18 protein-coding genes are annotated in these 22,143 nt (G+C 73.5%); 4 read left to right on the forward strand and 14 right to left on the reverse strand.

Going from position 1 to position 22,143, the window contains the following annotated elements:
* Positions 1-285 precede the first annotated feature (285 nt).
* The 4 genes from ABEB07_RS16985 to ABEB07_RS17000 form a co-directional block, all read right to left on the reverse strand.
* The gene (locus ABEB07_RS16985; protein WP_164584039.1) at positions 286-1,338 is read right to left on the reverse strand and encodes a BMP family lipoprotein; all 1,053 of its coding nucleotides are present in this window, start codon (positions 1,336-1,338) and stop codon (positions 286-288) included.
* Between the two features lie 545 nt (positions 1,339-1,883).
* Complete coding sequence (locus ABEB07_RS16990; RefSeq protein ID WP_176152097.1) at positions 1,884-2,921, reverse strand: BMP family lipoprotein; 1,038 nt, start codon at positions 2,919-2,921, stop codon at positions 1,884-1,886.
* Between the two features lie 297 nt (positions 2,922-3,218).
* Entirely contained in the window at positions 3,219-4,475 is a 1,257-nt protein-coding gene (locus tag ABEB07_RS16995) for an amidohydrolase (RefSeq protein WP_176152096.1), read from the reverse strand.
* A gap of 350 nt (positions 4,476-4,825) precedes the next feature.
* Positions 4,826-5,851, reverse strand: a complete 1,026-nt coding sequence (locus tag ABEB07_RS17000) for a hypothetical protein (protein ID WP_345669146.1) — start codon at positions 5,849-5,851, stop codon at positions 4,826-4,828.
* 104 nt (positions 5,852-5,955) lie between these two features.
* Between ABEB07_RS17000 and ABEB07_RS17005 the strand changes: the two genes are divergently transcribed.
* Positions 5,956-6,081 (forward strand): hypothetical protein, encoded by a 126-nt coding sequence (locus ABEB07_RS17005; protein WP_345669152.1) that lies wholly within the window; start codon positions 5,956-5,958, stop codon positions 6,079-6,081.
* A 384-nt stretch (positions 6,082-6,465) separates the two neighbouring features.
* Here ABEB07_RS17005 and ABEB07_RS17010 read toward each other — a convergent pair whose 3' ends face one another.
* The 3 genes from ABEB07_RS17010 to ABEB07_RS17020 all read right to left on the reverse strand — a co-directional run bounded on the left by ABEB07_RS17010 (position 6,466) and on the right by ABEB07_RS17020 (position 10,380).
* A complete protein-coding gene (locus ABEB07_RS17010; RefSeq protein WP_345669107.1) occupies positions 6,466-7,404 on the reverse strand; it encodes an N-acetylneuraminate synthase family protein in 939 nt (312 codons plus the stop codon).
* A 10-nt stretch (positions 7,405-7,414) separates the two neighbouring features.
* Complete coding sequence (locus tag ABEB07_RS17015; protein ID WP_345669147.1) at positions 7,415-8,704, reverse strand: N-acylneuraminate cytidylyltransferase; 1,290 nt, start codon at positions 8,702-8,704, stop codon at positions 7,415-7,417.
* Between the two features lie 176 nt (positions 8,705-8,880).
* On the reverse strand, positions 8,881-10,380 hold the full coding sequence (locus tag ABEB07_RS17020; RefSeq protein ID WP_345669108.1) for a DUF6716 putative glycosyltransferase: 1,500 nt from the start codon (positions 10,378-10,380) through the stop codon (positions 8,881-8,883).
* Between the two features lie 199 nt (positions 10,381-10,579).
* On the opposite strand from ABEB07_RS17020, the gene ABEB07_RS17025 reads away from it, so the two are divergent.
* Both ABEB07_RS17025 and ABEB07_RS17030 read left to right on the forward strand, forming a co-directional pair.
* Positions 10,580-11,557, forward strand: coding sequence for a glycosyltransferase family 2 protein (locus ABEB07_RS17025; RefSeq protein ID WP_345669109.1), 978 nt, complete (start codon positions 10,580-10,582; stop codon positions 11,555-11,557).
* Complete coding sequence (locus ABEB07_RS17030; protein ID WP_176150233.1) at positions 11,554-12,891, forward strand: polysialyltransferase family glycosyltransferase; 1,338 nt, start codon at positions 11,554-11,556, stop codon at positions 12,889-12,891. The genes ABEB07_RS17025 and ABEB07_RS17030 overlap by 4 nt, the downstream gene beginning before the upstream one ends.
* Positions 12,892-12,951: 60 nt before the next feature.
* Here ABEB07_RS17030 and leuE read toward each other — a convergent pair whose 3' ends face one another.
* The 3 genes from leuE to ABEB07_RS17045 all read right to left on the reverse strand — a co-directional run bounded on the left by leuE (position 12,952) and on the right by ABEB07_RS17045 (position 15,922).
* Positions 12,952-13,605, reverse strand: a complete 654-nt coding sequence (gene leuE / locus ABEB07_RS17035) for a leucine efflux protein LeuE (protein WP_345669110.1) — start codon at positions 13,603-13,605, stop codon at positions 12,952-12,954.
* 64 nt (positions 13,606-13,669) lie between these two features.
* Complete coding sequence (locus tag ABEB07_RS17040; protein WP_345669111.1) at positions 13,670-14,251, reverse strand: Uma2 family endonuclease; 582 nt, start codon at positions 14,249-14,251, stop codon at positions 13,670-13,672.
* A gap of 90 nt (positions 14,252-14,341) precedes the next feature.
* Positions 14,342-15,922 (reverse strand): acyl-CoA mutase large subunit family protein, encoded by a 1,581-nt coding sequence (locus ABEB07_RS17045; protein ID WP_345669112.1) that lies wholly within the window; start codon positions 15,920-15,922, stop codon positions 14,342-14,344.
* Positions 15,923-16,122: 200 nt separating this feature from the next.
* Between ABEB07_RS17045 and ABEB07_RS17050 the strand changes: the two genes are divergently transcribed.
* Entirely contained in the window at positions 16,123-17,052 is a 930-nt protein-coding gene (locus ABEB07_RS17050) for a L,D-transpeptidase family protein (protein WP_345669113.1), read from the forward strand.
* A gap of 251 nt (positions 17,053-17,303) precedes the next feature.
* Here the strand turns inward: ABEB07_RS17050 and ABEB07_RS17055 are convergent, their stop codons facing one another.
* The 4 genes from ABEB07_RS17055 to ABEB07_RS17070 all read right to left on the reverse strand — a co-directional run bounded on the left by ABEB07_RS17055 (position 17,304) and on the right by ABEB07_RS17070 (position 22,097).
* The gene (locus tag ABEB07_RS17055; protein WP_345669114.1) at positions 17,304-18,560 is read right to left on the reverse strand and encodes an extensin; all 1,257 of its coding nucleotides are present in this window, start codon (positions 18,558-18,560) and stop codon (positions 17,304-17,306) included.
* Entirely contained in the window at positions 18,560-19,222 is a 663-nt protein-coding gene (locus ABEB07_RS17060) for an RNA polymerase sigma factor (RefSeq protein ID WP_176150228.1), read from the reverse strand. The genes ABEB07_RS17055 and ABEB07_RS17060 overlap by 1 nt, the downstream gene beginning before the upstream one ends.
* A 507-nt stretch (positions 19,223-19,729) precedes the next feature.
* Complete coding sequence (locus ABEB07_RS17065; RefSeq protein ID WP_345669115.1) at positions 19,730-21,235, reverse strand: ATP-binding protein; 1,506 nt, start codon at positions 21,233-21,235, stop codon at positions 19,730-19,732.
* A gap of 235 nt (positions 21,236-21,470) precedes the next feature.
* Positions 21,471-22,097, reverse strand: a complete 627-nt coding sequence (locus ABEB07_RS17070) for an RNA polymerase sigma factor (RefSeq protein ID WP_345669116.1) — start codon at positions 22,095-22,097, stop codon at positions 21,471-21,473.
* Positions 22,098-22,143: the final 46 nt, after the last annotated feature.

Here is a 22,143-nt window from a genome sequence, read left to right on the forward strand (position 1 = left end):
GGTCGACCGAGCGGTGAGCGGAGGGCTGCTGGACGCGTCGATGGCGCACTCTCCTCAGGAAAGGGGCCTCTCTACGCGCGTAGCGCCCCTGCTTTAAATAGTGCCCGGACCCGATCGATGATCATTTTCTCTCGATCCGTTCCGAGCATTCTGCCGCGAACGGGGCGCGGGTCGGCGAGTCCGCCCGCACCCCGTTCCGTGGCCGTAACGCTGCCATTGGAGCGTTCTTTTGACCATGCCTACGACGGGTTCAGCACCGGTCGCGACGGGTCCGTGACCTGTCGGTCAGGAGGTCTTGACCTTGATGCTGCCGTTCTTGATGCCTTCCTCGGCCTTCTTCAGCGCGGCCTGGAGGGCGGCGTTGTTCTTGAAGACGGGGTTGGAGTCGGCCAGGCTGACGCCGCCGGTGGCCAGGCTGGCGCGCACCTCGCCGGTCTGCGGCTTGCCGTCCTTGACCGACTTGGCCAGGTTGAACACCGCGCCCTGGACGTCCTTCATGGCCGAGGTGAGGATCGAGTCCTTGTACTTGGCCAGCGCGTCCTGCTTGTACTGGTCCGAGTCGACGCCGATGGCCCAGATCTTGTGGGCGTTGGCGGCCTTGATCACGCCCTGGCCGGAGAGGCCCGCGGCGGCGTAGACGATGTCGGCGCCGGCGTCGATCTGGCCGTTGGCGGCGTTCTCGCCCTTGTCGGGGCTGGCGAAGCCGCCCTCGGCGGCCGTCTCGGTCAGGTACTGCGACTTGACCTTGACGCCCTTCTTGGTGTCCTCGACGCCCTGCTTGAAGCCGGCCTCGAACTTGTGGATCAGCGGGACGTCCACGCCGCCGATGAAGCCGACGGTGTTCGACTTGGTGGTCTTGGCGGCGGCGACGCCGGCCAGGTAGGAGGCCTGCTCCTCGTGGAAGACCAGGTCGGCGACGTTGTCGGCCTTGATGGTGTTGTCGTCGACGATGCCGAAGGTGGTCTTCGGGTACTTCGCCGCGACCTCCTTGACGGCCGGCGCGTAGGCGAAGCCGACGCCGATCACCGGGTTGTAGCCCTGCTTGGCCAGAGTCTCCAGGCGCTGCGCCTTGTCGGCGTCCGACTCGCCGTCCTGCGGCTCGACGGCCGCGCTCTTGTAGCCGTACTGCTGGTCGGCCTTCTCCATGCCGGCGGTGGCGGCGTCGTTGAAGGACTGGTCGCCCTTGCCGCCGACGTCGTAGGCCAGGGCGAGGCCCAGGTTCTTCTTGGCGCCATTGCCGGCCGACTCGCTGGACGAGCTGCTGCCGCAGGCGGAAACGGTGACGGCGAGAGCTGCGGTTGCAACGCCTGCAACCGCGATACGGGACACCCGGCGCATGGAACGTGACTCCTTTGTGCAAGCGCCCAAACCAGGCGCTGGTTCCGCCGCAGCGTAACGCGCGTAGACCAGACGGAAAACCCCTTCTGTCCGGTCCGTTATCGACCTGTGGCCGCACGCACGGGGCGTCCTCACGGACAGAGAGGGCGGCCTTGCGGAAGGCAAGGGGCGCGGCCTGCGGCGGGGCGCGGGGCGGCCTCCGGCCCGGTGGAGGCGGGGCGGGAGCGGCCTGGGGGCGGGTGGGGAGCGTCCCTCGGGCGGGTGGGGACGCGCTTCGGGCAGGTGGGGGGCGTGCTTCGGACGGGTGGGGGCGGGCTCCGGACGGGTGCGGGGCGGACTCCGGACGGGTGGGGGGCGGACTCCGGACGGGTGGGCGGAGGGCGGGTTTGGCCTGGCGCCGGGGCCGGGAGCTGCCCGGCGGCGCCTCACCCGCCGCCAAGGGGCCGCGGCCCGGGAGGGGGCGCGGCCTCGGGGCGGGGCGTCCGCGGGGGCCGCCCGCGTCCGCGCGACGGGCGCGGGCGGCAGGTGAGGACGCCCCGGGGGCGCTACTTCGTGTCGACCGTCACCTTGCCCGCGATGATGTCCTGCTTGGCCTGGTTCACGGCGGCCACGACGTCCTTCATGGCCTGGTACTTCGGGTTGGAGTCGGCGAAGCCCACGCCGCCCGACTTCAGGTCGCCGCGCACCTCACCGGTCAGCGGCTTGCCGTCCACCACCGACTTGGACAGGTCGTACACCGCGCCGCCCACGTTCTTCAGGGCCGAGCCGAGGATCCAGTCCTTGTACTTGGCGAGCGCCGCCTGCCGGTACTGGTCGGAGTCGACGCCGATCGCCCACACCTGGTGCGCCGCCGCCGACTGGATCACGCCCTGCCCGGAGAGGCCGGCCGCGTGGTAGAGGACGTCCGCGCCCTTCTCGATCTGCGCGTTGGCCGCGTCCTTGCCCTTGTCGGGGCTGGCGAAGCCGCCCTCCTGCGCGGTCTGCGTCAGGTACTGCGACTCGATCTTGATTTTCGGGTTGACCGAGCGGGCGCCCTGGTCGAACCCGGCCTCGAACTTGTGGATCAGCGGGATGTCCACGCCGCCGATGAAGCCGATGTGGTTCTTCTTGGTGGCCTTGGCCGCCGCCACACCCGCCAGGTACGAGGCCTGCTCCTCGTGGAAGACGAGGTCCACGACGTTGCCCGCCTGGACGGTGTTGTCGTCGATGATGCCGAAAGTGGTCTTCGGGTACTTCGCCGCGACCTCCTTGACGGCCGGCGCGTAGACGAAGCCGACGCCGATCACCGGGTTGTAGCCGCTCTTGGCGAGCTGCTCCAGGCGCTGCACCTTGTCGGCGTCAGACTCGCCGTCCTGCGGCTCGATGTCCCGGCCGCTGATCTTGAACTCCTTCTCGGCCTTCTCCAGACCGGCGAAGGCGGCGTCGTTGAAGGACTGGTCGCCCTTGCCGCCGACGTCGTAGGCGAGACCGATGCCCTTGCCCTGGTACGTGCCGGACGCGCTGGAGCCGCCGCCGTCGCCGCCGGAGTCGGTGCTGGACTTGCCGCAGCCGGCGGCCGCGAGCGCGAGGACCGCGACGGCCACCGCGGCCTGGGAGAACCTGGTCCTCCGGGAGTTCGTACGCACAGCAAGCACCCCTTCTTGCCCCACGGCGCCGTCGCCGGCCCGCTTCCCCTGTGCCGCCTCTGGTGGCGATCCGGCGCACAGTAACGCGCGTAGAAGGAGGGGGGAACGGACTTTCTCCGGGCCGTTACCGAACCGTGCCGCCGGGCCGTTACGGCCGCGTGTCCCCGGTGACGGGCGGGTGTCGCGGTCGGGTGAAGGGGGAGGAAACACCCTCCCCGGCCCCTCCCCCCGGCCCGGGTCCCGGCCCCGGCGGGCTCAGTGCGCGGGGTGCAGGAGCGCCGCGGCCGTGAAGAGCTCCACGCCCACCCGGATCGCGGACTCGTCCGCGTCGAAGTCGCCCTGGTGCAGGTCGCGCAGGGTCCGCTCGCCCGGGGTGCGCACCCCGAGGCGGGCCATCGCGCCGGGCACGTGCTCGAGGTACCAGGAGAAGTCCTCGCCGCCGAGGCTCTGCTCGGTGCCCTCGACCGAGTCCGCGCCGCGCCGGGCCGTCATGGCGGCGCGGAGCAGTTCCGTCGCCTCCGCCTCGTTGACGACCGGCGGCACTCCGCGCACGTAGTTGATCTCCGACTTGGCCTTGTGCAGATTGGCCACCTCGTCGATCGCGGCGACCACGATGTCCGGCGCGTGCCGCCAGGCGTTGATGTCCAGGCAGCGCACGGTGCCGGCCAGCTCGGCGTGCTGCGGGATGACGTTCGGGGCGTGCCCGGACTCGATCCGGCCCCAGGTCACGGCGAGTCCGGCGCGGGTGTCGACGCGCCGGCCGACCAGGGCGGGCACGTCGGTGACGACCCGGGCGACGGCGGTGACCAGGTCGGTCGTCAGGTGTGGGCGGGCGCTGTGCCCGCCGGGGCCGTCGAGCGAGACCTCCAGCCGGTCGCAGGCGGAGGTGATGGCGCCCTGCCGCAGACCGATCATCCCGGCGTCCACCCGCGGGTCGCAGTGCACGGCGAGGATGCGGCCCACGCCGTTGAGCACGCCCGCCTTGATCGCCTCGGCGGCGCCGCCGGGCAGCACCTCCTCGGCCGGCTGGAACACCAGCCGCACCGGCCGGGGCAGCAGTCCGTCGCGGTGCAGGCCGGCCAGGACGAGCCCGGCGCCGAGGACGACGGTGGTGTGCACGTCGTGGCCGCAGGCGTGCGCCCGGTCGGGGACCGTGGAGCGGTACGGGCACTCGGTCTTGCTGTCCGGGATGGGCAGCGCGTCGATGTCGGCGCGCAGGGCGAGGACGCCGCCCTCGCCCCTGGCGTCGCCGAGCGCGCCGGCGTCGGCGGCGCCGCTGATGTCACCGATGTCGCAGACGACTCCCGTCCCGGAGGGGAGCACCCGCGGCGCGAGTCCCGCCTTCTCCAGGCGCGCCTTGATCGCGGCGGTGGTGCGGAACTCCTGGTTGCCGAGTTCCGGGTGCATGTGCAGGTCGCGGCGGAACGCGACGAGTTCGGCGAACAGCGCCTCCGGCAGCGTGCCGGGGAGACGGTTTTCCGCGGGGAGATCGGCCTCGGGCTCTGGGGACATCAGTTGCTTCACCCTCTGAAGGGTATGACGCCGGGGCGGTCAACTGACCCTCGATCAACAAAAGTTCAGCCCGTTAGGGGAAGAAAAACCGGCCGCGGACGCATGGCTGTCGACGGGGCTGGGTACACTCGCCGACCTTCGCCGGCCGAGCGGATCACGGGATCCCCGGGAGTGGCCTTCCGCCACGTCCTTGGCACCCGCCCCACTGTTCTTTCCTCCACGCATACCACGCTTCGCCGGGTGCACGCCCGAATTGTTCAGCTGCCGGACGCCCGCGGCGCGCCCGCCGACCTGCCCGGCGCCCTGGTACGACCTGCCCGGCCCACCCCGGAACGGGGCGGACACGCCGGTCAGCCGGGCTGGCCCGTCCGGGCGAGGCGGTGCACGTCACGGGCGGTGCCGGTGACTCCGGACAGGAAGCCCTGGGCGCGCGGCGAGGCGTGCGCGGTGAGCCAGCTCGGGTCGATGTCGCAGACGGCGACGCGCACCGGGGTGCCGGCCAGGGCGCGGGGCAGCGTGTGCACGACCGTGGACGGAAAGCTGAGGACGGTACGGCCGATCGGGCCACGGCGGGCGATCAGCTCCAGCGGCAGGTCGGGGCGGACCACCTCCAGGCCCGTCTCCACGGCCAGCCGGTGCAGCTTGTCCACGCTCTCGCGGCGGTGGGCGAAGTAGCGGGTCGCGCCGTGCGCCTCGGCGAGGGCGCGGACGGCGTCGAGGTAGCGCTCGCCGTCCACCACGCCCGTCTCGACCAGCGACGTGCCGACCAGGTCGGCGCCGGAGGTGAGGCGGGGCGGGCCGAAGCGGGCGCGGGTCCAGGCGAAGTCGTTCACGCCGACGCCCACGCCGTCCGGCACGTCGTCGATCGGCATGGCGGAGAAGACCTCCACCCGGCGGCCCCGGCCGCCGGCCGCCGGGGTCAGCCGGCGGCGGGCGGTGGCGGAGACGGGGGCGAACAGCAGGTCGCGCGGGCTGGGCCGGCCGCCCTTGCGGTGCCAGCGCACCAGGCGTTCGCCGCGGGCGAGCTGGGCGACGAACTCCATGGTGGCCGTGCCGTCGTCGACGACCACCAGGTCACGCGCCTTGGTGATGGTCAGCAGCAGTTGCACGTAGCGCGAGAAGGGGTCGCCCATCACCACCCGCTCCGCGCGGCGCAGCAGGCGTCTGAGCCCGCCGACGGTCTTGAACGGCGCGGCGGCGCCGCCGCGCGCCTCCTCCCAGCGGACCTCGTGGCCCTCCTCCCGGGCCAGCTCGGCCATCCGCCGCAGCTGGCCGCGGGTCATCGGGTCGGTCGGGGACAGGACGACGAGGGTGAGGCGGGGGCGAGGGCGGGGTTCGGGGCCCGCTCCGGGGCCGGGGGCCGCGGTCGTCGGCATGGCCGGCCGTCGGCGCGACTGGGCCGGGATCAGCCGGCCGGGCCGCCTGCCGGGGGCGCCGGGCTCCGGGGCGCTCGTGGGCGCGGGTACGGGTACGGGTACGGGTGCCGGTACTGGTGCTGACGCTGGTGTCGGTGCGGGTCCTGGTGCCGGTGCGGGTCCTGGTGTCGGTACGGGTGCTGGTGCGGCCGTATCTGAGGTGTCGGCGTCAGTACCGGTACCGGTACTGACGGGGTCGGTGGGGGCGGTACCGGCGGAATCGGCACCGCCCCCACCGGCGTCCCTGCTCCCACCGGCTTCCCCGCCCCCCGCGGCGGACGCGTCGCCCTCTGAGAACGCGCCGTCCTCGGCGGACGCGCCGTCCCCCGGTGGCCGCGCCGCCGCTCCCCCGGCCCCCCGTATCCACGGATCCGCCGGGCTGCCCGGGCTCCAGGGGTCCCGTGGGGTTCCTGGGGCGCGGGAGAGGCCCTGGGCGTGGGCCCACTCCAGGACGTTGAGGAGCTGGACGGGGCTCTCGACGAAGGCGAGGGTGTGGGGGCTCATCGACGCACGACCGTTCCGTCGTAAGGGGCCGTAAGGGGCGGGGGCGCGTGGGGGAACCGGGCGGACCGGTCTCAGACCGCGACCGGCTCGCCCGCCGCGGCGGCGATCTCCGCCTCGGCGACGACCCCGGTGACGCGGCGCAGCTTCTTCATCGGGCCGCGCTCGGAGTCGTAGACCTTCTTCACGCCGTCGCCGAGCGATGCCTCGATGGTGCGGATGTCGCGGACCAGGCGGGTGAGGCCCTGCGGCTCGACGGAGGCGGCCTGGTCGGAGCCCCACATCGCGCGGTCCAGGGTGATGTGCCGCTCGACGAAGACCGCGCCGAGGGCGACGGCGGCCAGCGTGGTCTGCAGGCCCGTCTCGTGGCCGGAGTAGCCGATCGGGACGTTCGGGTACTCCTTCTCCAGGGTGTTGATGACGCGCAGGTTCAGCTCCTCGGCCTTGGCCGGGTAGGTGGACGTGGCGTGGCAGAGCAGGATGTTGTCGCTGCCGAGCACCTCCACCGCGTGCCGGATCTGCTTCGGCGTCGACATGCCGGTGGAGAGGATGACCGTGCGGCCGGTGCCGCGCAGCGCGCGCAGCAGCTCGTCGTCGGTGAGGGAGGCGGAGGCCACCTTGTGGGCGGGCACGTCGAACTTCTCCAGGAAGGCGACGGCCTCGGTGTCCCACGGGGAGGCGAACCAGTCGATGCCCTTCTCCTTGCAGTGGGCGTCGATCAGGCGGTACTCGTCCTCGCCGAACTCCACCCGGTGGCGGTAGTCGATGTAGGTCATCCGGCCCCAGGGGGTGTCGCGCTCGATGTCCCACTGGTCGCGCGGGGTGCAGATCTCGGGCGTGCGCTTCTGGAACTTCACGGCGTCGCAGCCGGCCTCGGCGGCCACGTCGATCAGCTTGAGGGCGTTGTCGACGTCGCCGTTGTGGTTGATGCCGATCTCGCCGGTGACGTAGACGGGACGGCCGGGGCCGGCCTCGCGGGTGCCGAAGGTGCGGATGCGGGAGTCGGTGCTCATGACGGGGTCCTTACTTGCTGGTGAGGGGTTCGGGGGTGGGGAAGGCGGGGGTCAGCGAGGGGCCGAGGAGCCAGCCGGCGATCTCCCGGACGGCGCCGTCGCCGCCGGGGACGGTGGTGACGGCCCGGGCGGCGCCGCGTACGGCGTCGTGGGCGCTGGCCACGGCCACGGGCCAGCCGACGAGGCCGAAGCAGGGCAGGTCGTTGACGTCGTTGCCGACGTAGAGCACGCGTTCGGGCGCGATGCCCTGTTCCTCGCACCACTGCTTGAGGGCGAGGTCCTTGCGGTCGATGCCGTGCAGCACGGGCAGCCGCAGCTTGCGGGCGCGGGCGGCGACGACCGGGTTCTCCTCCGTGGAGAGGATCAGCAGGCGCAGGCCGCTCCTGCGCAGGGCGGCGATGCCGAGGCCGTCGCCGCGGTGGACGGAGACGAACTCGCGTCCGTCGGAGTCGATCAGCACCCGGTCGTCGGTCTGGGTGCCGTCGAAGTCGAGGACCACCGCGTCGACGTCGGCGAGCGTCGGCAGGGCGCCCAGGGCGGCGCCGCCTGCCGCGGGGTCGGGCGTGCGGGGGAGGTCGGCGTCGAGGAGCGGGGCGAGGGCGCGGGCGCGGGCCAGGTCGTGCGGGTCGTCGATCTCCAGGACCCGGGCCGGGTCGGTGCGCACGAGTTCGGTGCGGCCGAAGAAGCGGTGGCGGTGCTCGCGGAAGCCGGCGGCGGTCATCGCGTAGGCGGCGCCGGTCTCCAGCAGGTCCTGGGGGCGGTCCTGGCGGCGCGGGCGGACGGCCTTGTCGTGGTTGACGCCGTAGCCGCCGCCGGTCGCGGCCGCGGCCTCCGGGACGCTGCCGGCCGCCGCCTCGTCCTCGGCGTCGCGCCAGACGAAACCGTGGAAGGGGGCGACGGTCACGGCGGTGTCCGCGCCGTTCTCGACGATCGCGCGGGCCACTGAGTCGACGTCCTCGCGGGCGACGAAGGGGCTGGTGCACTGGACCAGGAGCACGACGTCCACGCGGCCGCCGTGCGCCTCGTGGGCGTCCAGGGCGTGCAGCACGGCCGACTCGGAGGTGGCCGTGTCGCCGGCTATCGCGACCGGGCGCGAGACCACCTCGGCGCCGGCCTCGCGGGCCGCGGCGGCGATGGCCGCGTCGTCGGTGGAGACCACCACGTCCGTCACCAGCCGGGCGGCGCGGCACGCGCGCACCGCGCGGGCGACCAGCGGTACGCCGCCCACGGAGGCGAGGTTCTTGGCGGGCACGCCCTTGGACCCGCCGCGCGCGGGGATCACCGCGAGCACCCGCCGCACGGCGGCGCCCAGGTCCGCCCGCGGGCCGTACGGGCCGGCCGCCGGGGACGCCGCCCGCTCGCCCGCCGCCCGCTCGCCCGCCGCCGGGCCGTTCGCCGCCAGGCCGTTCGCCGCCGGGCCGTTCGCTTCCGGGTGGGACATGGGGGCTGCTCCTTGAGGTCGGGCCGGGAGGCGGTTCACAGGTCGCCCATCCGCCGGATGACGGGCGCGACGCGCTGCACGCCGTGCCGGTAGGCGCCCCGCGCGGCCCGGCGCACGATCTGCCGGACCGGACCGGGCTCCCGGCCGGGAGCCGGCGCGCCGGACAGCGGGGCGCCGTCGGGGCCGAGGTGGTGGCGGGCGAGGATGCCGGGCAGGTAGCCGGGCGCGGTCGCGGCCGTGTAGTACGGGTCCAGGGGCGGCAGTCCGCCGGGCGCCGCCAGCAGCGTCGCGATGCGCTCGCGCGCCGTGTCGAAGGCGGTGGCGTACGCGCCGCCCGCGGCGGGGCCGCCTCCGGCGGGGCTTCCCTGAGCGGGGTCTGCCCCAGTCGAGCTTTCCCCCGCGGCGGAGCCGTCCTCGGCGAGGTGTCCCCCGGCGTGGCCGCCGGCGGCCACGCCCTGGCGGGCCAGCCACTCCTCGTCGGGCACCGGGCGGTGCCCGGCGTCCAGCTGCTCCCAGGAGGCCAGGCAGCCGGAGCCGGTGAAGTGGTGGTTGCCGAGCACCTCGCGCACGCCCAGGTCGGTGAGGACGGCGGTGGGGATGCGGCGGTGCAGCGCCTCCAGGGCGGCCGTGGAGCTGACCGTGACCAGCAGGTCGGTGCGGTCCAGGACCTCGCCCATGTGCCCGTAGACGAGGCGGAGGTTGGGCGGCAGGTCGGTCTTCTGCGCCAGCTTCTGGTAGGGCAGTTCCTCGATGTGGGTGGTGTGCTCGCCGGGCCGGGAGCGCAGCTTGAGCAGCACCTCGCGCTCGGGGTGCGCGGCGGCGTGCCGGATCAGCCGGTCCAGCAGGTAGGCGCGCTCCGCGCGGCCGGCCGGCACGGAGGGCTGCGCGGCGAACACCACCGTGTACGGGTCGTTCGGCCCCTGGTAGGGCGTGCCGCCGAGGAACGGCAGCGCCACCTCGGTGACCGCCGAGGCGTCGGCGCCCACGCCCTCGTACACGGCCCGGAAACGGTCCGCGTCCTGGCGGGAGTTGGCGAGGACGAGGTCGGCGCCGTGCCGCAGCAGCAGGCCGTCGGCGAGCTTCTCGTAGACGACGCCCACGTAGCCGGTGACGACGACGGGACGGCGCGCGCGGCCCTGCCACACCCGCTTCAGCCCGTGCAGCATCGCCTGCACGCCGCCGCCCACGAGGGCGAGGACCACGACGTCGTACGGCTCCTCAACGTCGGCGTCGCCGTCGGCGTCGGCGTCGGCGGCCATGGCGCGCAGGAACTCGACGGCGGTCACCTCGCGCAGCGAGTCGGCGTGGACGCCGACCTCCGTCAACTGGCGGGCGGTGGGGGTGGCTCGGCCTCGCAGGAGGTATCCGTCGAGGCGGAGGCCCGGTGCACCCGGTCCGCCGGGCTCGGCCGTGTCGCCTGAGCCCTGTGGCGGGGCGGAAACGATGCGGGACGCGGTGAGCGCCCCCCATTTCCACCGGGTGTCGGAATCCGCGAGAACGGCGACCCGCCGGGCCTTCTTCGTTCTTGCTGGCACGTCGAAGACCGTAGGAAGGCATTTCTAGGTCCGGCCCAACCGAGCGGCAACAAACGGTTAACAGCACACCGCCGGACGGCGAATCGAGCCCGGGCCGGCTTGCCGCGGGCCCTGGTTCACGGCATCGCCACGCGCCGTTCACCCCGGGTCAAACTGCGGGTAAAGACGCAGGCGGGAGCCACGCCCTAACGTCATTCGCGTGGTCAAGCTCTCCGTCATCGTGCCGTTCTACAACGTGCAGCAATACGCGCCCGACACCTTGAAGAGTCTGCGTGCGAACGCGCGCGACGACTTCGAATTCATTCTCGTCGACGACTGCTCGCGCGACGGGACCCCGGACATTCTCGCGCGTGCGCGGCGCGAACTGCCGGGCGCGGTGTGCGTCCGGCACGAACGGAACGGAGGGCTGGCGACCGCGCGCAACACCGGGATCGACCGGGCGCGCGGCGAGTACCTGACGTTCCTGGACGGCGACGACTGGCTCGCGCCGGGCTACTACCAGCGGCTGCTGTCCGAGATCGAGGCGCTGGGCTGCGACTTCGTGCGCACCGACCACGTCCAGTGCACCGGGCGGGCGCGCACCGTCCACCGGGTGCCGCACGGCCGGCGTTCGGTGGTGCTCGACCCGCGCTCGGTGATCCTGCCGGCCGACCGCTCCACCTCCGTCGACTACCCCTACGCCTGGGCCGGGATCTACCACCGCCGTCTGGTCGACCGGGGCCTGCTGCACTTCACCGACGGGCTGCGCACGGCCGAGGACCGGCCGTGGATCTGGAAGCTGCACCGGGAGGCGGAGTCCTTCGCCGTGGTGGGGCTGCTCGGCGTGCACTACCGGCGCGGCGTCGCCTCCTCGCTGACGCAGATCGGCGACGTGCGCCAGCTCGACTTCATCCGCGCCTTCGACCAGGTCGTCGAGGAGACGGCCCGGGACCGGGAGGCGGACCGGCTGCTGCCCAAGGCGGTGCGCACCTACTGCGCGATCATCTCCCATCACCTGGGAACCATCCGGAGGTTCGAACCGGCGGTGGCACGGAAACTGAAGTCGCGCAGCGCGGCCGCGCTGCGGCGCATGCCGCAGGACGTCCTGGACGCGGCACTGGACTCGATGGACGTGCAGCGGGCGACCCGGCTGCGCCGGCTGCGCCGCCGCCCGGCCGCGACGGGGGCCGCCGCGTGAGGACGCAGATCTTCCTGGCGTCGACGCTGTACGGCGTCGCCACGCTCGCCGCCGCACTCGACTCCGACTGCTTCGGCGCCGCCGACCGGCGGATCCTGCTGGTGAGCAACAACGCGGCGACGCCCGAGACCGCGCCGCCGCTGGACCGGCTGCCCGGCTTCGAGCGGCTGCGCGACCGGTTCGACGACGTGGTGTCGTGGAACGAGACCATCGCCCCGCTGCACCCCGGCGACTGGGCGCCGCGCCCGGACGACGTGCCGCTGTGGGAGCGGCACCTGCGGCCGCTGTGGGGGCTGGGCGACGACGAGATCGAGCTGGCCGTCGAGTCGATCCAGGTCAACCCGGCGCTCGCGGTCTGCCAGATCTTCACCGGGGCGCCCGTCACCGTCTACGCCGACGGCCTGATGAGCTACGGCCCCACCCGCAACAAGCTCGACCCGCTGGTCGGCACCCGGATCGACCGCCTGCTGCACCTGGACCTGGTGCCGGGTCTGAAGCCGGTGCTGCTGACCGAGTTCGGCGTCGAGCCGGAACTCGTCCCCACCGACGCCTTCCTGAAGGTGCTGGGCGAACTCGGCGGCACGGCGTCAGAGTTGCCCGCTCTGCCGGAGGAACCCGCGCTGCTGCTCGGGCAGTACCTCTCCGCGCTCGGCATCCTCACCGCCGAGGAGGAGGAGCGGCTGCACCTGCGGATGCTGCGGGGCGCGGTCGCGCTCGGCCACACCCGGGTGGTGTTCAAACCGCACCCTTCGGCGCCGGCCGGCTGGTCGCGGGCGCTGCGCGAGGAGGCCGGGACGCTGGGCGCCGAGCTGACGGTGCTGGACACACCGGTCCTCGCCGAGGTGCTGTACGAGCACACCCGGCCGGCGCTGGTCGTCGGCTGCTTCTCCACCGCGCTGCTCACCGCGTCGGCGCTGTACGGGCTGCCGGTCGCCCGCACCGGCACCGGCACGCTGCTGGAGCGGCTGACCCCGTACGAGAACAGCAATCGCGTCCCGGTGACGATCGTGGACGCGCTGCTGCCCGGCCTGGACGACCGCGAGGCGGTGACGGGGCAGCGGCGGGGCATGACCGTGGAGGCGCTGAGCGAGCTGGTCGAGGCGGTGTCGTTCGCGATGCAGCCGCGCATCCGCCCGGATCTGCGCCCGGCCGCGGAACGGTACCTGGCCGCGCACCTCGACACCCACGCCCGCCGCTACTTCAAGCGCCGCCGGCTCACCTCGCTGGCGCTGCCCGGCGGCATCCCGGTGCAGCTGGGCTTCATACCGCGCAACGCGGCGGTACGGCGGATGGCGCGGCGCGCCCGCGCCCTGGGCCGCGCGATGGGCCGCTGACGCGGGCGGGGCCGCGCGTCACGCGTTACCCGTCACCTGTCACCCGTCACCCGTCACGCGTCACGTGCTGGCCAGCGACAGCTTGACCGCGAAGCCGAGGAACAGCGCGCCCGCCGCCGAGGTCGCCCACGCCGACAGGCGCTTGCGGCGGCGGAAGGCGGCGGCGAGCTTGGTGCCGCCGAAGATCAGGGCGCTGAGGTAGAGGAAGCTGGCGACCTGCGCGAAGGCGCCCAGGACGACGAAGGAGAGAGCCGGGTAGGCGTATCCCGGGTCGACGAACTGAACGAAGAAGGCGACGAAGAACAAAATGGCCTTGGGGTTGAACAGGCTGACGACGAAGGCGCGGCGGTAGGGGCGCTCGTCGGTGGCCGCGGGCGCGGCGGCGGCCGTCTCCAGGGACCTCTCGCGCCGCGTCCGCCACATCGACCAGGCGGCCCGCATCATCCCGATCGCGAGCCAGGTCAGATAGCCGGCGCCGGCGTACTTCACGATCCCGAAGAGCACGTCGTTCGCCTGGAGCAGGGAGGCGACCCCGGCGGCCGACAGCGTCATCAGCACGGTGTCCCCGCACCAGACGCCGGCCGCGGCGGTGTATCCGGCCCGCACACCGCGCCGCGCGGCCACGGACAGCACGTAGAGCGAGTTGGGTCCGGGAAGCAGGACGATGAGGACGAGACCCGCCAGATAGGTGGGGAGATCGATGACGCCGAACATGCCAGGGAGTCTCGCACGCGGGTACGAGACTCCGGCAGGGGGTCCGCGGGACGAGACGCCGGGTTCAGCCGCTGCCGTCGAGGAGGGTGTCGACGGCGAGGTCGAGGGCCACGCCGACGGACGACGGCAGCGGCACGGACTGGCCGCGCTTGAAGCGTTCGGGCTCGGGATACTTTCCGTCGGTGGGGGCGGTGTAGAGAAGGACCTCGTCATGTCTGCGATCGGCGATCACATAGACGGGGATGCCGGCTCGCGCGTAGACGTCGACCTTGGTCGCCGTGTCCTGGGTCCAGTTGGACGAGGTGACTTCCAGGACCAGGCGGAAGACGTGGGGCGCGTAGCAGTTCTTCTCCACGAGCGCGTCCTTGTAGTCGTCGTCGACCACGGACACGTCCGGCACCGCGTAGTCGTCCGGTCCGGTCGGCAGCCACAGGCCGATGCCGGGGACGGCCCGGATCCCGGCCTTCCGAGCGCCGGCTTCCCTGAACAGGTGAGCGATTTCGTAGCAACTCTCCTGATGCGAGCCGTCCGGCGGTGGTGTCACGACAATGCTCCCGTTGAGAATCTCCACCCGGTGACCGGGCAGCTCCTCCCAGAGCCGGTCGGCAGCATCGGCGAGCGACGACTCGTGCAGCATCACAGCCACGGCACCCTCCTTTCGGAAGCAGTCTTCATGAGAGTAACCGGCCGTGGGCGTTTTCCGCCCCCGATCACCCATTCGAGGGATCACCGCAGTTCAGAGGGTGTCTGTGGGGACGTGGGCGCCCCACACCTCCCGTAGCGCTCCGCACACCTCGCCCACCGTGGCGCGGGCGCGGAGGGCTCGCTTCATGGGGTACAGGACGTTGTCCCGGCCCGCGGCGGTCTCCTTGAGGGCGGCGAGGGCGGCGTCCACCGCGGGCTGGTCGCGGTCGGCGCGCAGCGCGGCGAGGCGTTCGGCCTGCCGGGCCTCGATCGCGGGGTCGACGCGCAGCGGCTCGTACGGCTCCTCCTCGTCCAGCCGGAACCGGTTGACGCCGACGACGACCCGTTCGCCGGAGTCGGTCTCCCGGGCGATCCGGTAGGCGTTGCGTTCGATCTCGCCCTTCTGGAAGCCGCGCTCGATGGCGGCGACCGCGCCGCCGAGATCCTCCACCCTCCGCATCAGCTCCAGAGCGGCGGCCTCCACGTCGTCGGTCAGCGACTCGACGGCGTAGGAGCCGGCGAACGGGTCGACGGTGGCGGTCACGTCCGTCTCGTGGGCGAGGACCTGCTGGGTGCGCAGGGCGAGCCGGGCGCTCCTGTCGGTCGGCAGGGCGAGCGCCTCGTCGAAGGAGTTGGTGTGCAGCGACTGGGTGCCGCCGAGCACCGCCGCCAGCGCCTGGACGGCGACCCGGACCAGGTTGACCTCGGGCTGCTGGGCGGTCAGCTGCACGCCCGCCGTCTGGGTGTGGAAGCGCAGCATCAGCGACCTGGGGTTCCGCGCGCCGAACTCCTCCCGCATGACGCGGGCCCAGATCCGGCGGGCGGCGCGGAACTTGGCGACCTCCTCCAGCAGGGTGCTGCGGGCCACGAAGAAGAAGGACAGGCGCGGCGCGAAGTCGTCCACGTCCATGCCGGCGGCGATCGCCGTGCGGACGTACTCGATGCCGTCGGCGAGCGTGAACGCGATCTCCTGCACGGGCGAGGCGCCCGCCTCCGCCATGTGGTAGCCGGAGATGGAGATGGTGTTCCACTTCGGCATCCCGGCGCCGCAGTACCGGAAGACGTCCGCGGTCAGCCGCAGCGACGGCCGGGGCGGGAAGATGTACGTGCCGCGCGCGATGTACTCCTTGAGCACGTCGTTCTGGACGGTGCCGGTGAGCCGGTTAGCCGGGACGCCCTGCTCCTCGGCGACCAGCTGGTACAGCAGGAGCAGCAGCGCGGCGGGCGCGTTGATGGTCATGGACGTGGAGACCCGGTCCAGTGGGATCCCGTCGAACAGCGTCCGCATGTCGTCGATCGAGTCGACGGCCACGCCGACCCGGCCGACCTCGCCGTGCGCGATCGGGGCGTCGGAGTCGTGGCCCATCTGGGTGGGCAGGTCGAAGGCGACGGACAGGCCCGTGGTGCCGTGGGCGATGAGCCGCCGGTAGCGGGCGTTGGACTCGGCGGCCGTGCCGAAGCCGGCGTACTGGCGCATGGTCCAGGGGCGGCCGGTGTACATCGTCGGGTACACGCCGCGGGTGAACGGGTACGCGCCGGGCTCGCCCAGCTTCCCGGCCGGGTCCCAGTGCGCGAGGGCGTCGGGCCCGTAGACGGGCTCGATGGGCCGTGCGGACTCCGACTCGCGTGCCATGGTGTGCCTCCGCGTCCTGGGCCGCCCGCTCACCGACCGGTTTCCCGTCTCTCCTCGTTTCCCACCCTTCCCCGTGGTTCGCCGCCGGTCACGTGTGGGGAGGAATCCGGTGTACGGCCCAGAGGCCGTGCGAGCGGAGTGGCGAAGGGCGGTCGCGGCGGACGCCGGGCGGCCGACGGCGGGGAGACGGCGGGGGCGGTATGCGCATCGGGGGCATCGGGGGCGTGGGGAGGGCGGGCGCGGCGGCGGCCGCGGTGCTGGCGCTGCTGGCGGTGTCCGGCTGCGAGGTGCGGGACACGGGGGCGGGGACGGCGGGCACGGGTACGCGTACGGCGCCGGCGGGCACCGGTGCGGGGACGGCGGGTACGGGTGCCGGGCGGCACCGGGCGCCGACCGGCACCGACGACCGGCCGGGGAAGGGCGACGGGGCGCGGACAGGCGCGAGTACGGGTACGGGCTCCGCCTCGGGGCGGGCCACCGCGCCGTCCGAGCCGCCCGCGCGGGTGCTGTGGTCGCGCGGCGACAGCGGTCGCGCCGTCCGCGCGCTCCAGGCCCGGCTGCGGCAGGTCGGCTGGCTGGCCGCCGTGCCGAACGGGACGTACGGCCCGCAGACGGAGCGGGCGGTGAAGGGTTTCCAGGGCAGGCGCGGCCTGCCCGCGACGGGCCGGGCGGACACGGTCACCTGGCGGCGGCTGGTGGCCATGACGCGCGAGCCGACCACCTGGGAGATGTACCCGATGGGCGGGCAGCCGGCCGGCCCGCCGGACGCGCACTGCCTGACCGGCCGGGTGCTGTGCGTCGACAAGACCAGCCGGACCCTGCGCTGGATGATCGACGGCCGGACGCTCTCGACGATGTCGGTGCGGTTCGGCACGCAGTACACGCCGACCCGGGAGGGCGAGTTCCAGGTCTACTGGAAGTCCCGCCACCATGTGTCGACGCTCTACCACACGGCGATGCCGTACGCGATGTTCTTCAGCGGCGGGCAGGCCGTGCACTACTCCGCCGACTTCGCGGCCCGGGGCTACGCGGGCGGCTCGCACGGCTGCGTCAACGTGCGGGACGAGGCCGCGATCGCGCGGTTGTTCGCGCAGGTGAAGGTGGGCGACAAGGTCGTCGTGTACCGGTGAGGCGCGGCGCGGGCCGGCGGGCCGGCGCGGTGGCGTCGATGGGGCGCGGGCGGGACCGGGGGAACGTGTCCCGCCCGCGCCGTGTGCACGAGCCGTAGGTACGGGGGGAACCCCGGCTCTGTGCGAGGGCCGATGACCAGTCGGCTCACTCCTTACTGCGCCGCGCCGTGCGAAAACGTCACACCTCGCGGGAGGAAATTTTCACGGCTCGGAAAACCGCAGGTCAGAGACGGTGAGATGCGGCAGATGGATCACGGGGAGCCGTCGGAAGGGGTTCCGTCGGAGGCGGTCGCGTCGTCCGGGGCTCCGTCGCCGGGAGTTCCGTCCGTGGGCGCGGGGGCCGGGTCCTCGGTGGCCGGGGTCGTGGCCGCCGTCGGCTTGGGGAGGAGCCGGAGCAGGGGCGGGGCGGTGGCGATGTCCGTCCGGGGGAGGTTCCTCCTGGGGCGACCGCCCGGGTCGTGTCCTTCGCCGTCACCGCCCTGTCCGTCGTCGCCGCCGTGACCGCCGCCGTGGCCGCCGCGTCCGTTGCCCCGGCCCTTCCCGGCGCCCTGTCCGGCGTGGTCGCCGCCCTCGTCCGCGCCCTGTCCGGTGCCGCGGCCCTGGGCGCGGCCCTCGATCGCCTTGAGGACGCCGACGCAGTACGCCCACACGCGCGACGGTCCGCCGGCCGCGCCGTCCAGGACGTGCCGGCGGACGGCGTCCAGGCCCTTGCCGTCGCGGAGGTCGCGGCAGGCCAGGGCCAGCGGGTCGCGGCGGCCGCCGGAGCCGTCGCCCCGGTCGCCGCCCGCTCCGGGGGTGGCGTCGGGTCCGGCGGTCCCGGCGCCGCCACGGGCCGTGTCCTCGTCGGGGGCGCCGGCGGACGACCCCGCCGTGGCGCCGCCGGTCGGCGACGCGTCGGGCGCGCCGCTCGGGGTGCCGTTCGAGAGCGTGGCGGCGGGGCGGCCAGGGGTGGGCGGGGCGGAGACGGAGGCCGCGGGCGCTGGGTCGTCGTCGCCGAACGGCGTCGGCAGCACCCCGGTCGTGGCCGCCGCGGCGACGCCGCCCACCGCGCCGGCGGCCAGCGCGGCGGACAGCACGAGATGCACGGGCCGCCCCCGACGGGGCCGCCGGCCGGCCCGGTCCCGCCCGCGAGGCCGCGCCCGCCCGCCGATCCGCACGACCGGGTCCCCGATCGCCCCGTCGACCGGGCCCGCGCCGACCGGGCCCGCCGCGGGCGTCGGGTCGGGGGTGGGCCGGGGCTCGGGGCGGTAGGCGTCGTAGGGGGACGTGCGGGCGTCGGTCCGGTCCGCCGTCGCCTTGCGGAAGGCGGCCAGGGCGGCGGCCTCGCCGGGAAGTTCCGCGGCGGGCTGCGAGGCGCCGGCGTACGGGTCGGCGGCCAGGGCGGTCAGCGCCCGGGCGAGTCGTTCGGCCTGGTCGCGGACGGCCGCCTCGACGGTGTCCAGCGGCTCCCCGCGCAGCAGTCGCTCCGCCGTGTCGCGGTCCAGCCACCTGTACTGCTCGTCGGCCATCACATGTCCCTCTGCGTCCGGGCGCGCGTATGCGTCACACCGGCGGACGTCACCGCACGGCCCCTCGGTTGCCTCGGCGGCGGCATCGCGTCCAGCGCGTCGGCGGCTTCCGGATCGTCCCCCAGCAGTTCCGCGAGCCGTTTCAGACCCCGGTGCGCCGCCGTGCGGACAGCGCCCGGCCGCTTGCCCAGCGTCTCGGCGGCGGTCTTGGCGTCCAGCCCCACGACCACGCGCAACACGACGGCCTCGGCCTGGTCCTGGGGGAGCCGGGCGATCAGCGAGAGGGTGCGGCCGGTGGCGAGGGACTCGAACGCCTCGCCCGCCGTGTCGCTCTCGGCGGCCTTGCCGGTGAGTTCCGTTTCGTCGCCGCCGATGGCCGGACGGCGGCCCCGCATGCGTATGTGGTCGAGGGCGCGGTTGCGGGCTATCCGGGCGGCCCAGCCGCGGAACCGGTCGGCGTCCCCGCTGAAGCGCGGCAGGTCACGGGCTATCTGGAGCCACGCCTCGGACGCGACGTCCTCGGCGTCCGGCTCGCCGACCAGCGTGCGGGTGTATCCGAGCAGCCGCGGGTGCACGGCGCGGTACACAGTCCGGAACGCGGTCTCGTCCCCGTCCTGTGCCGCGAGCACCGCGGCGGTCAGCTCCGCGTCGTCCCCCAGCACCCCGTGGTGCCCTTCCTCGCGCCTGGACCGGCGCCGCTCGCGCGGACCGGGTGTTCGCCGTCGTGGTTCCTCAATGGATGGTCGCGGTGTTCGAGGCCGCAGCCGCCGCAGACGGTTGCGGGGGCACGCGCCCGCCGCCCCTCGGCGCGACACCGCACGGTACGACTTGCGACCGTCTTACGTCCATGACCGTACAACGTGCAACTAACCCTTTACGGGGTGAGGTGTGACGCAAAACGCACACCCGGCGCTGTAGGAAGTACGGGCCGCCGCGCGACCCGTGCCACGCGACGGCCGGGGCCTCTCCTGTGGGGGGTGGCGGCCCCGGCCGTCGCCTCGGTTTCAGGGCTCCGGCTTGCGGCGTTGCACCGACTCCGTGACCAACGTGGCCAACGCGTGACCAACCGGTCGGACGCTCTTGTCCAGCACGAGGCGCTGAACCGTCCACTTGCCGCCCCTCGGCTCCCCCGACTCGGGGGGCTGCGGCACGAGCTCTGCCCGCCGGTGTCAGCTCCCGTAGAGGGCGGGCAGATCGACCAGAAGAAGGTCGTCACGACGATTGGCCAGGTCGACCAGGTCCGGATAGAAGCCGTGCAGGGAGTACAGGGCCAGAGTGGTGGCAGCGGTGTCGTGTCCCTGATCCGCGAGCAGGCCACGGATGCGTTCCAGGCGTTCCAGGTCACCGGTCCCACGGCGAGCGGCGGTCGCCTTCGCTTCGCCCAACAGCGCGATTTTCACTCGGGGTGCCTGCGGACGCTCGCCGGCTGCCAGCGCGATGACATCGATCTCGTGCTTGGTCCGGGCGGCCTGGTCGGCGACCTCGGTGGTGCCGACCGGCCCGGGCAGTCCGCCGGGGAGAAGGGTGTGGGCGTAGCGGCGGGTGAAGTCTCGGGCCAGATCCTCGAAGTGCGGCCCGAGGATCTTGGAGTTGAAGGTCGGGGCCGCCTGCTGCCAGACCTGCTCGGCGAAGCCCTGCTCCACGGCGGCGGCCTGGGGAAGGGTGATGAGCTGGTTGAAGCGGATGACGGGGTCGGCGAGGGTGATGGCAGGGTGCTTGGAGCGGAGGATGTCCTGTTCCCGGCGGATGTAGCCGGTGGACTCCAGCACGCCCAGGGGGTGAGCGACGGCATTACGCGGCCGCTCCAGGGCGGCACCGATCTTGCTGGGTGTGGTGGCGCCGTTCGCGATCGCGGTGAGGATGTCGTAGTACAGGGTGTGCTGCGTGATCCTCGGGTCCTCGCGCAACAGATACTCGGTCTCGGTACGCGAATACACCGCCCGGCCTGGATCGAGCAGTGTTCGGGCGAGCCACGTGTCAAAACCGTCGTCCGGATGCGGACGGCCGGCCACCGGCCGGTAGCCGGGCGCCCCGCCGAGGACCGCGTGCACCTTGAGCGCGGTCAACGGGTCGGTGATCTGCCAGAAGTCCCGGCTGTCCCGGTAGTCGAAGGCGCCCAGCCGTAGATCGACCACGGCCCGGCCCCGCAGCGGCTTGGTTCCCGAGAGCAGTTCGTGCATGACGCTCATCGCGGAACCGCACAGGATCAGCCGCGGCCCCGGCCCGGCACCACGCCGGGCGCCGCGCTGGCGTTCGTCGTAAAGCTGCTGAAGCAGTCCCGGGATCTCGGGCGAGTGCTGGAGCAGATAGGGCAACTCGTCGATCACCAAGAGCGGATGCGCCGAGCGGGCCGTCACATCAAGGGCATTGGACAACACGTCACGCCAGTCGGCCAGACGCAGGCTGCCCGGCCTCAGACCGGCATGCCGGGCGACCGCGTCACTGAACCGTTGGATCGCGGGCAGTCTCCCCTCTTCCCGGACCGCCGTGACGTACAGACCGCCGACCTGCTCGGACAGGGCCTGCAGAAGGTACGACTTCCCGTGCCGCCGACGCCCCGACACGATACCGAGCCGCATCGCCGGGTCCGGATCGGTGAGGAACTCCGCGAGCAGACCCCACTCCCGGTCCCGGTCGACCACATCGTCCGGCTTCGCCGGCAGGCTGTTCTCCACTCGCCCTCCCCTATCTCGACTGCGACCATTTGCGTCTAAGTCTACTTCGACGAACAAAGTCGTGCTGGAGTAGTCCGCTTGCGTCGTCACTCGGCTGCTCGCAGAGCAGAGCCGGCGTCGGCCGCATGACCAAGCGGTAAACGAGGGCTCCCGCCCGGACGATGAAATACCTGTTCAGATCCGTGTTACGGCTCTCTCGGGCCAGGAGGGCGGCCCCGGCCGTCGCCTCGGTGGCTCACCCGTCCTCTTCCCGGCCCTCGCTCCCGGTCGGCGCCTCGTCGGCGGCGAGTTGCTCGGCCAGGCGTCGCAGGCCCCGGTGGGCGGCGGTGCGGACGGCGCCCGGCCGCTTGTGCAGGACGCGGGCGGCGGACGGTCCGTCGAGGCCGACGACCACCCGCAGCAGCACCGCCTCGGCCTGGTCGCGGGGCAGCCGGCGGACCAGGGCGAGCGCGTGGGCGGTGCCGATGGACTCCATGGCCTGGTCGTGGGTGCTGTCCGGGCCCGGCAGGTCCAGTTCCTCCGGTTCCAGCGCGGCGCCGCGCGGCCGGGACCGCCGCCGGCGCAGGTGGTCCAGCGCCCGGTGCCGGGCGATGGTCGCCGTCCAGCCGCGGAACCCCGCCCCGTCGCCCCGGAAGCGCGCGAGGTCGCGGGCCGTCTCCAGCCAGGCGTCGGCGGCCACGTCCTCGGCCTCGTCGCCGACGAGCGTGCGCAGGTAGGCGAGCAGGCCGGGCTGTACGAGCCGGTAGGCCACCGCGAACGCGTCCTCGTCACCGTCCTGGGCCCGCGCGACGGCCGCGCCCAGGTCGGCGTCGTACGCCTGCGCGCGGCGGGCGTCCCTTCCTTGGCCCTGGCCCTGGCCCAAGAACCGTCCTCGTCCGTAGCGGGTCCTCGCGGGTGCGCGGCCCGGC

Origin of the sequence: Streptomyces similanensis, from assembly GCF_039543625.1 — a bacterium.
GTDB classification, from domain to species: Bacteria; Actinomycetota; Actinomycetes; order Streptomycetales; family Streptomycetaceae; genus Streptomyces; species Streptomyces similanensis.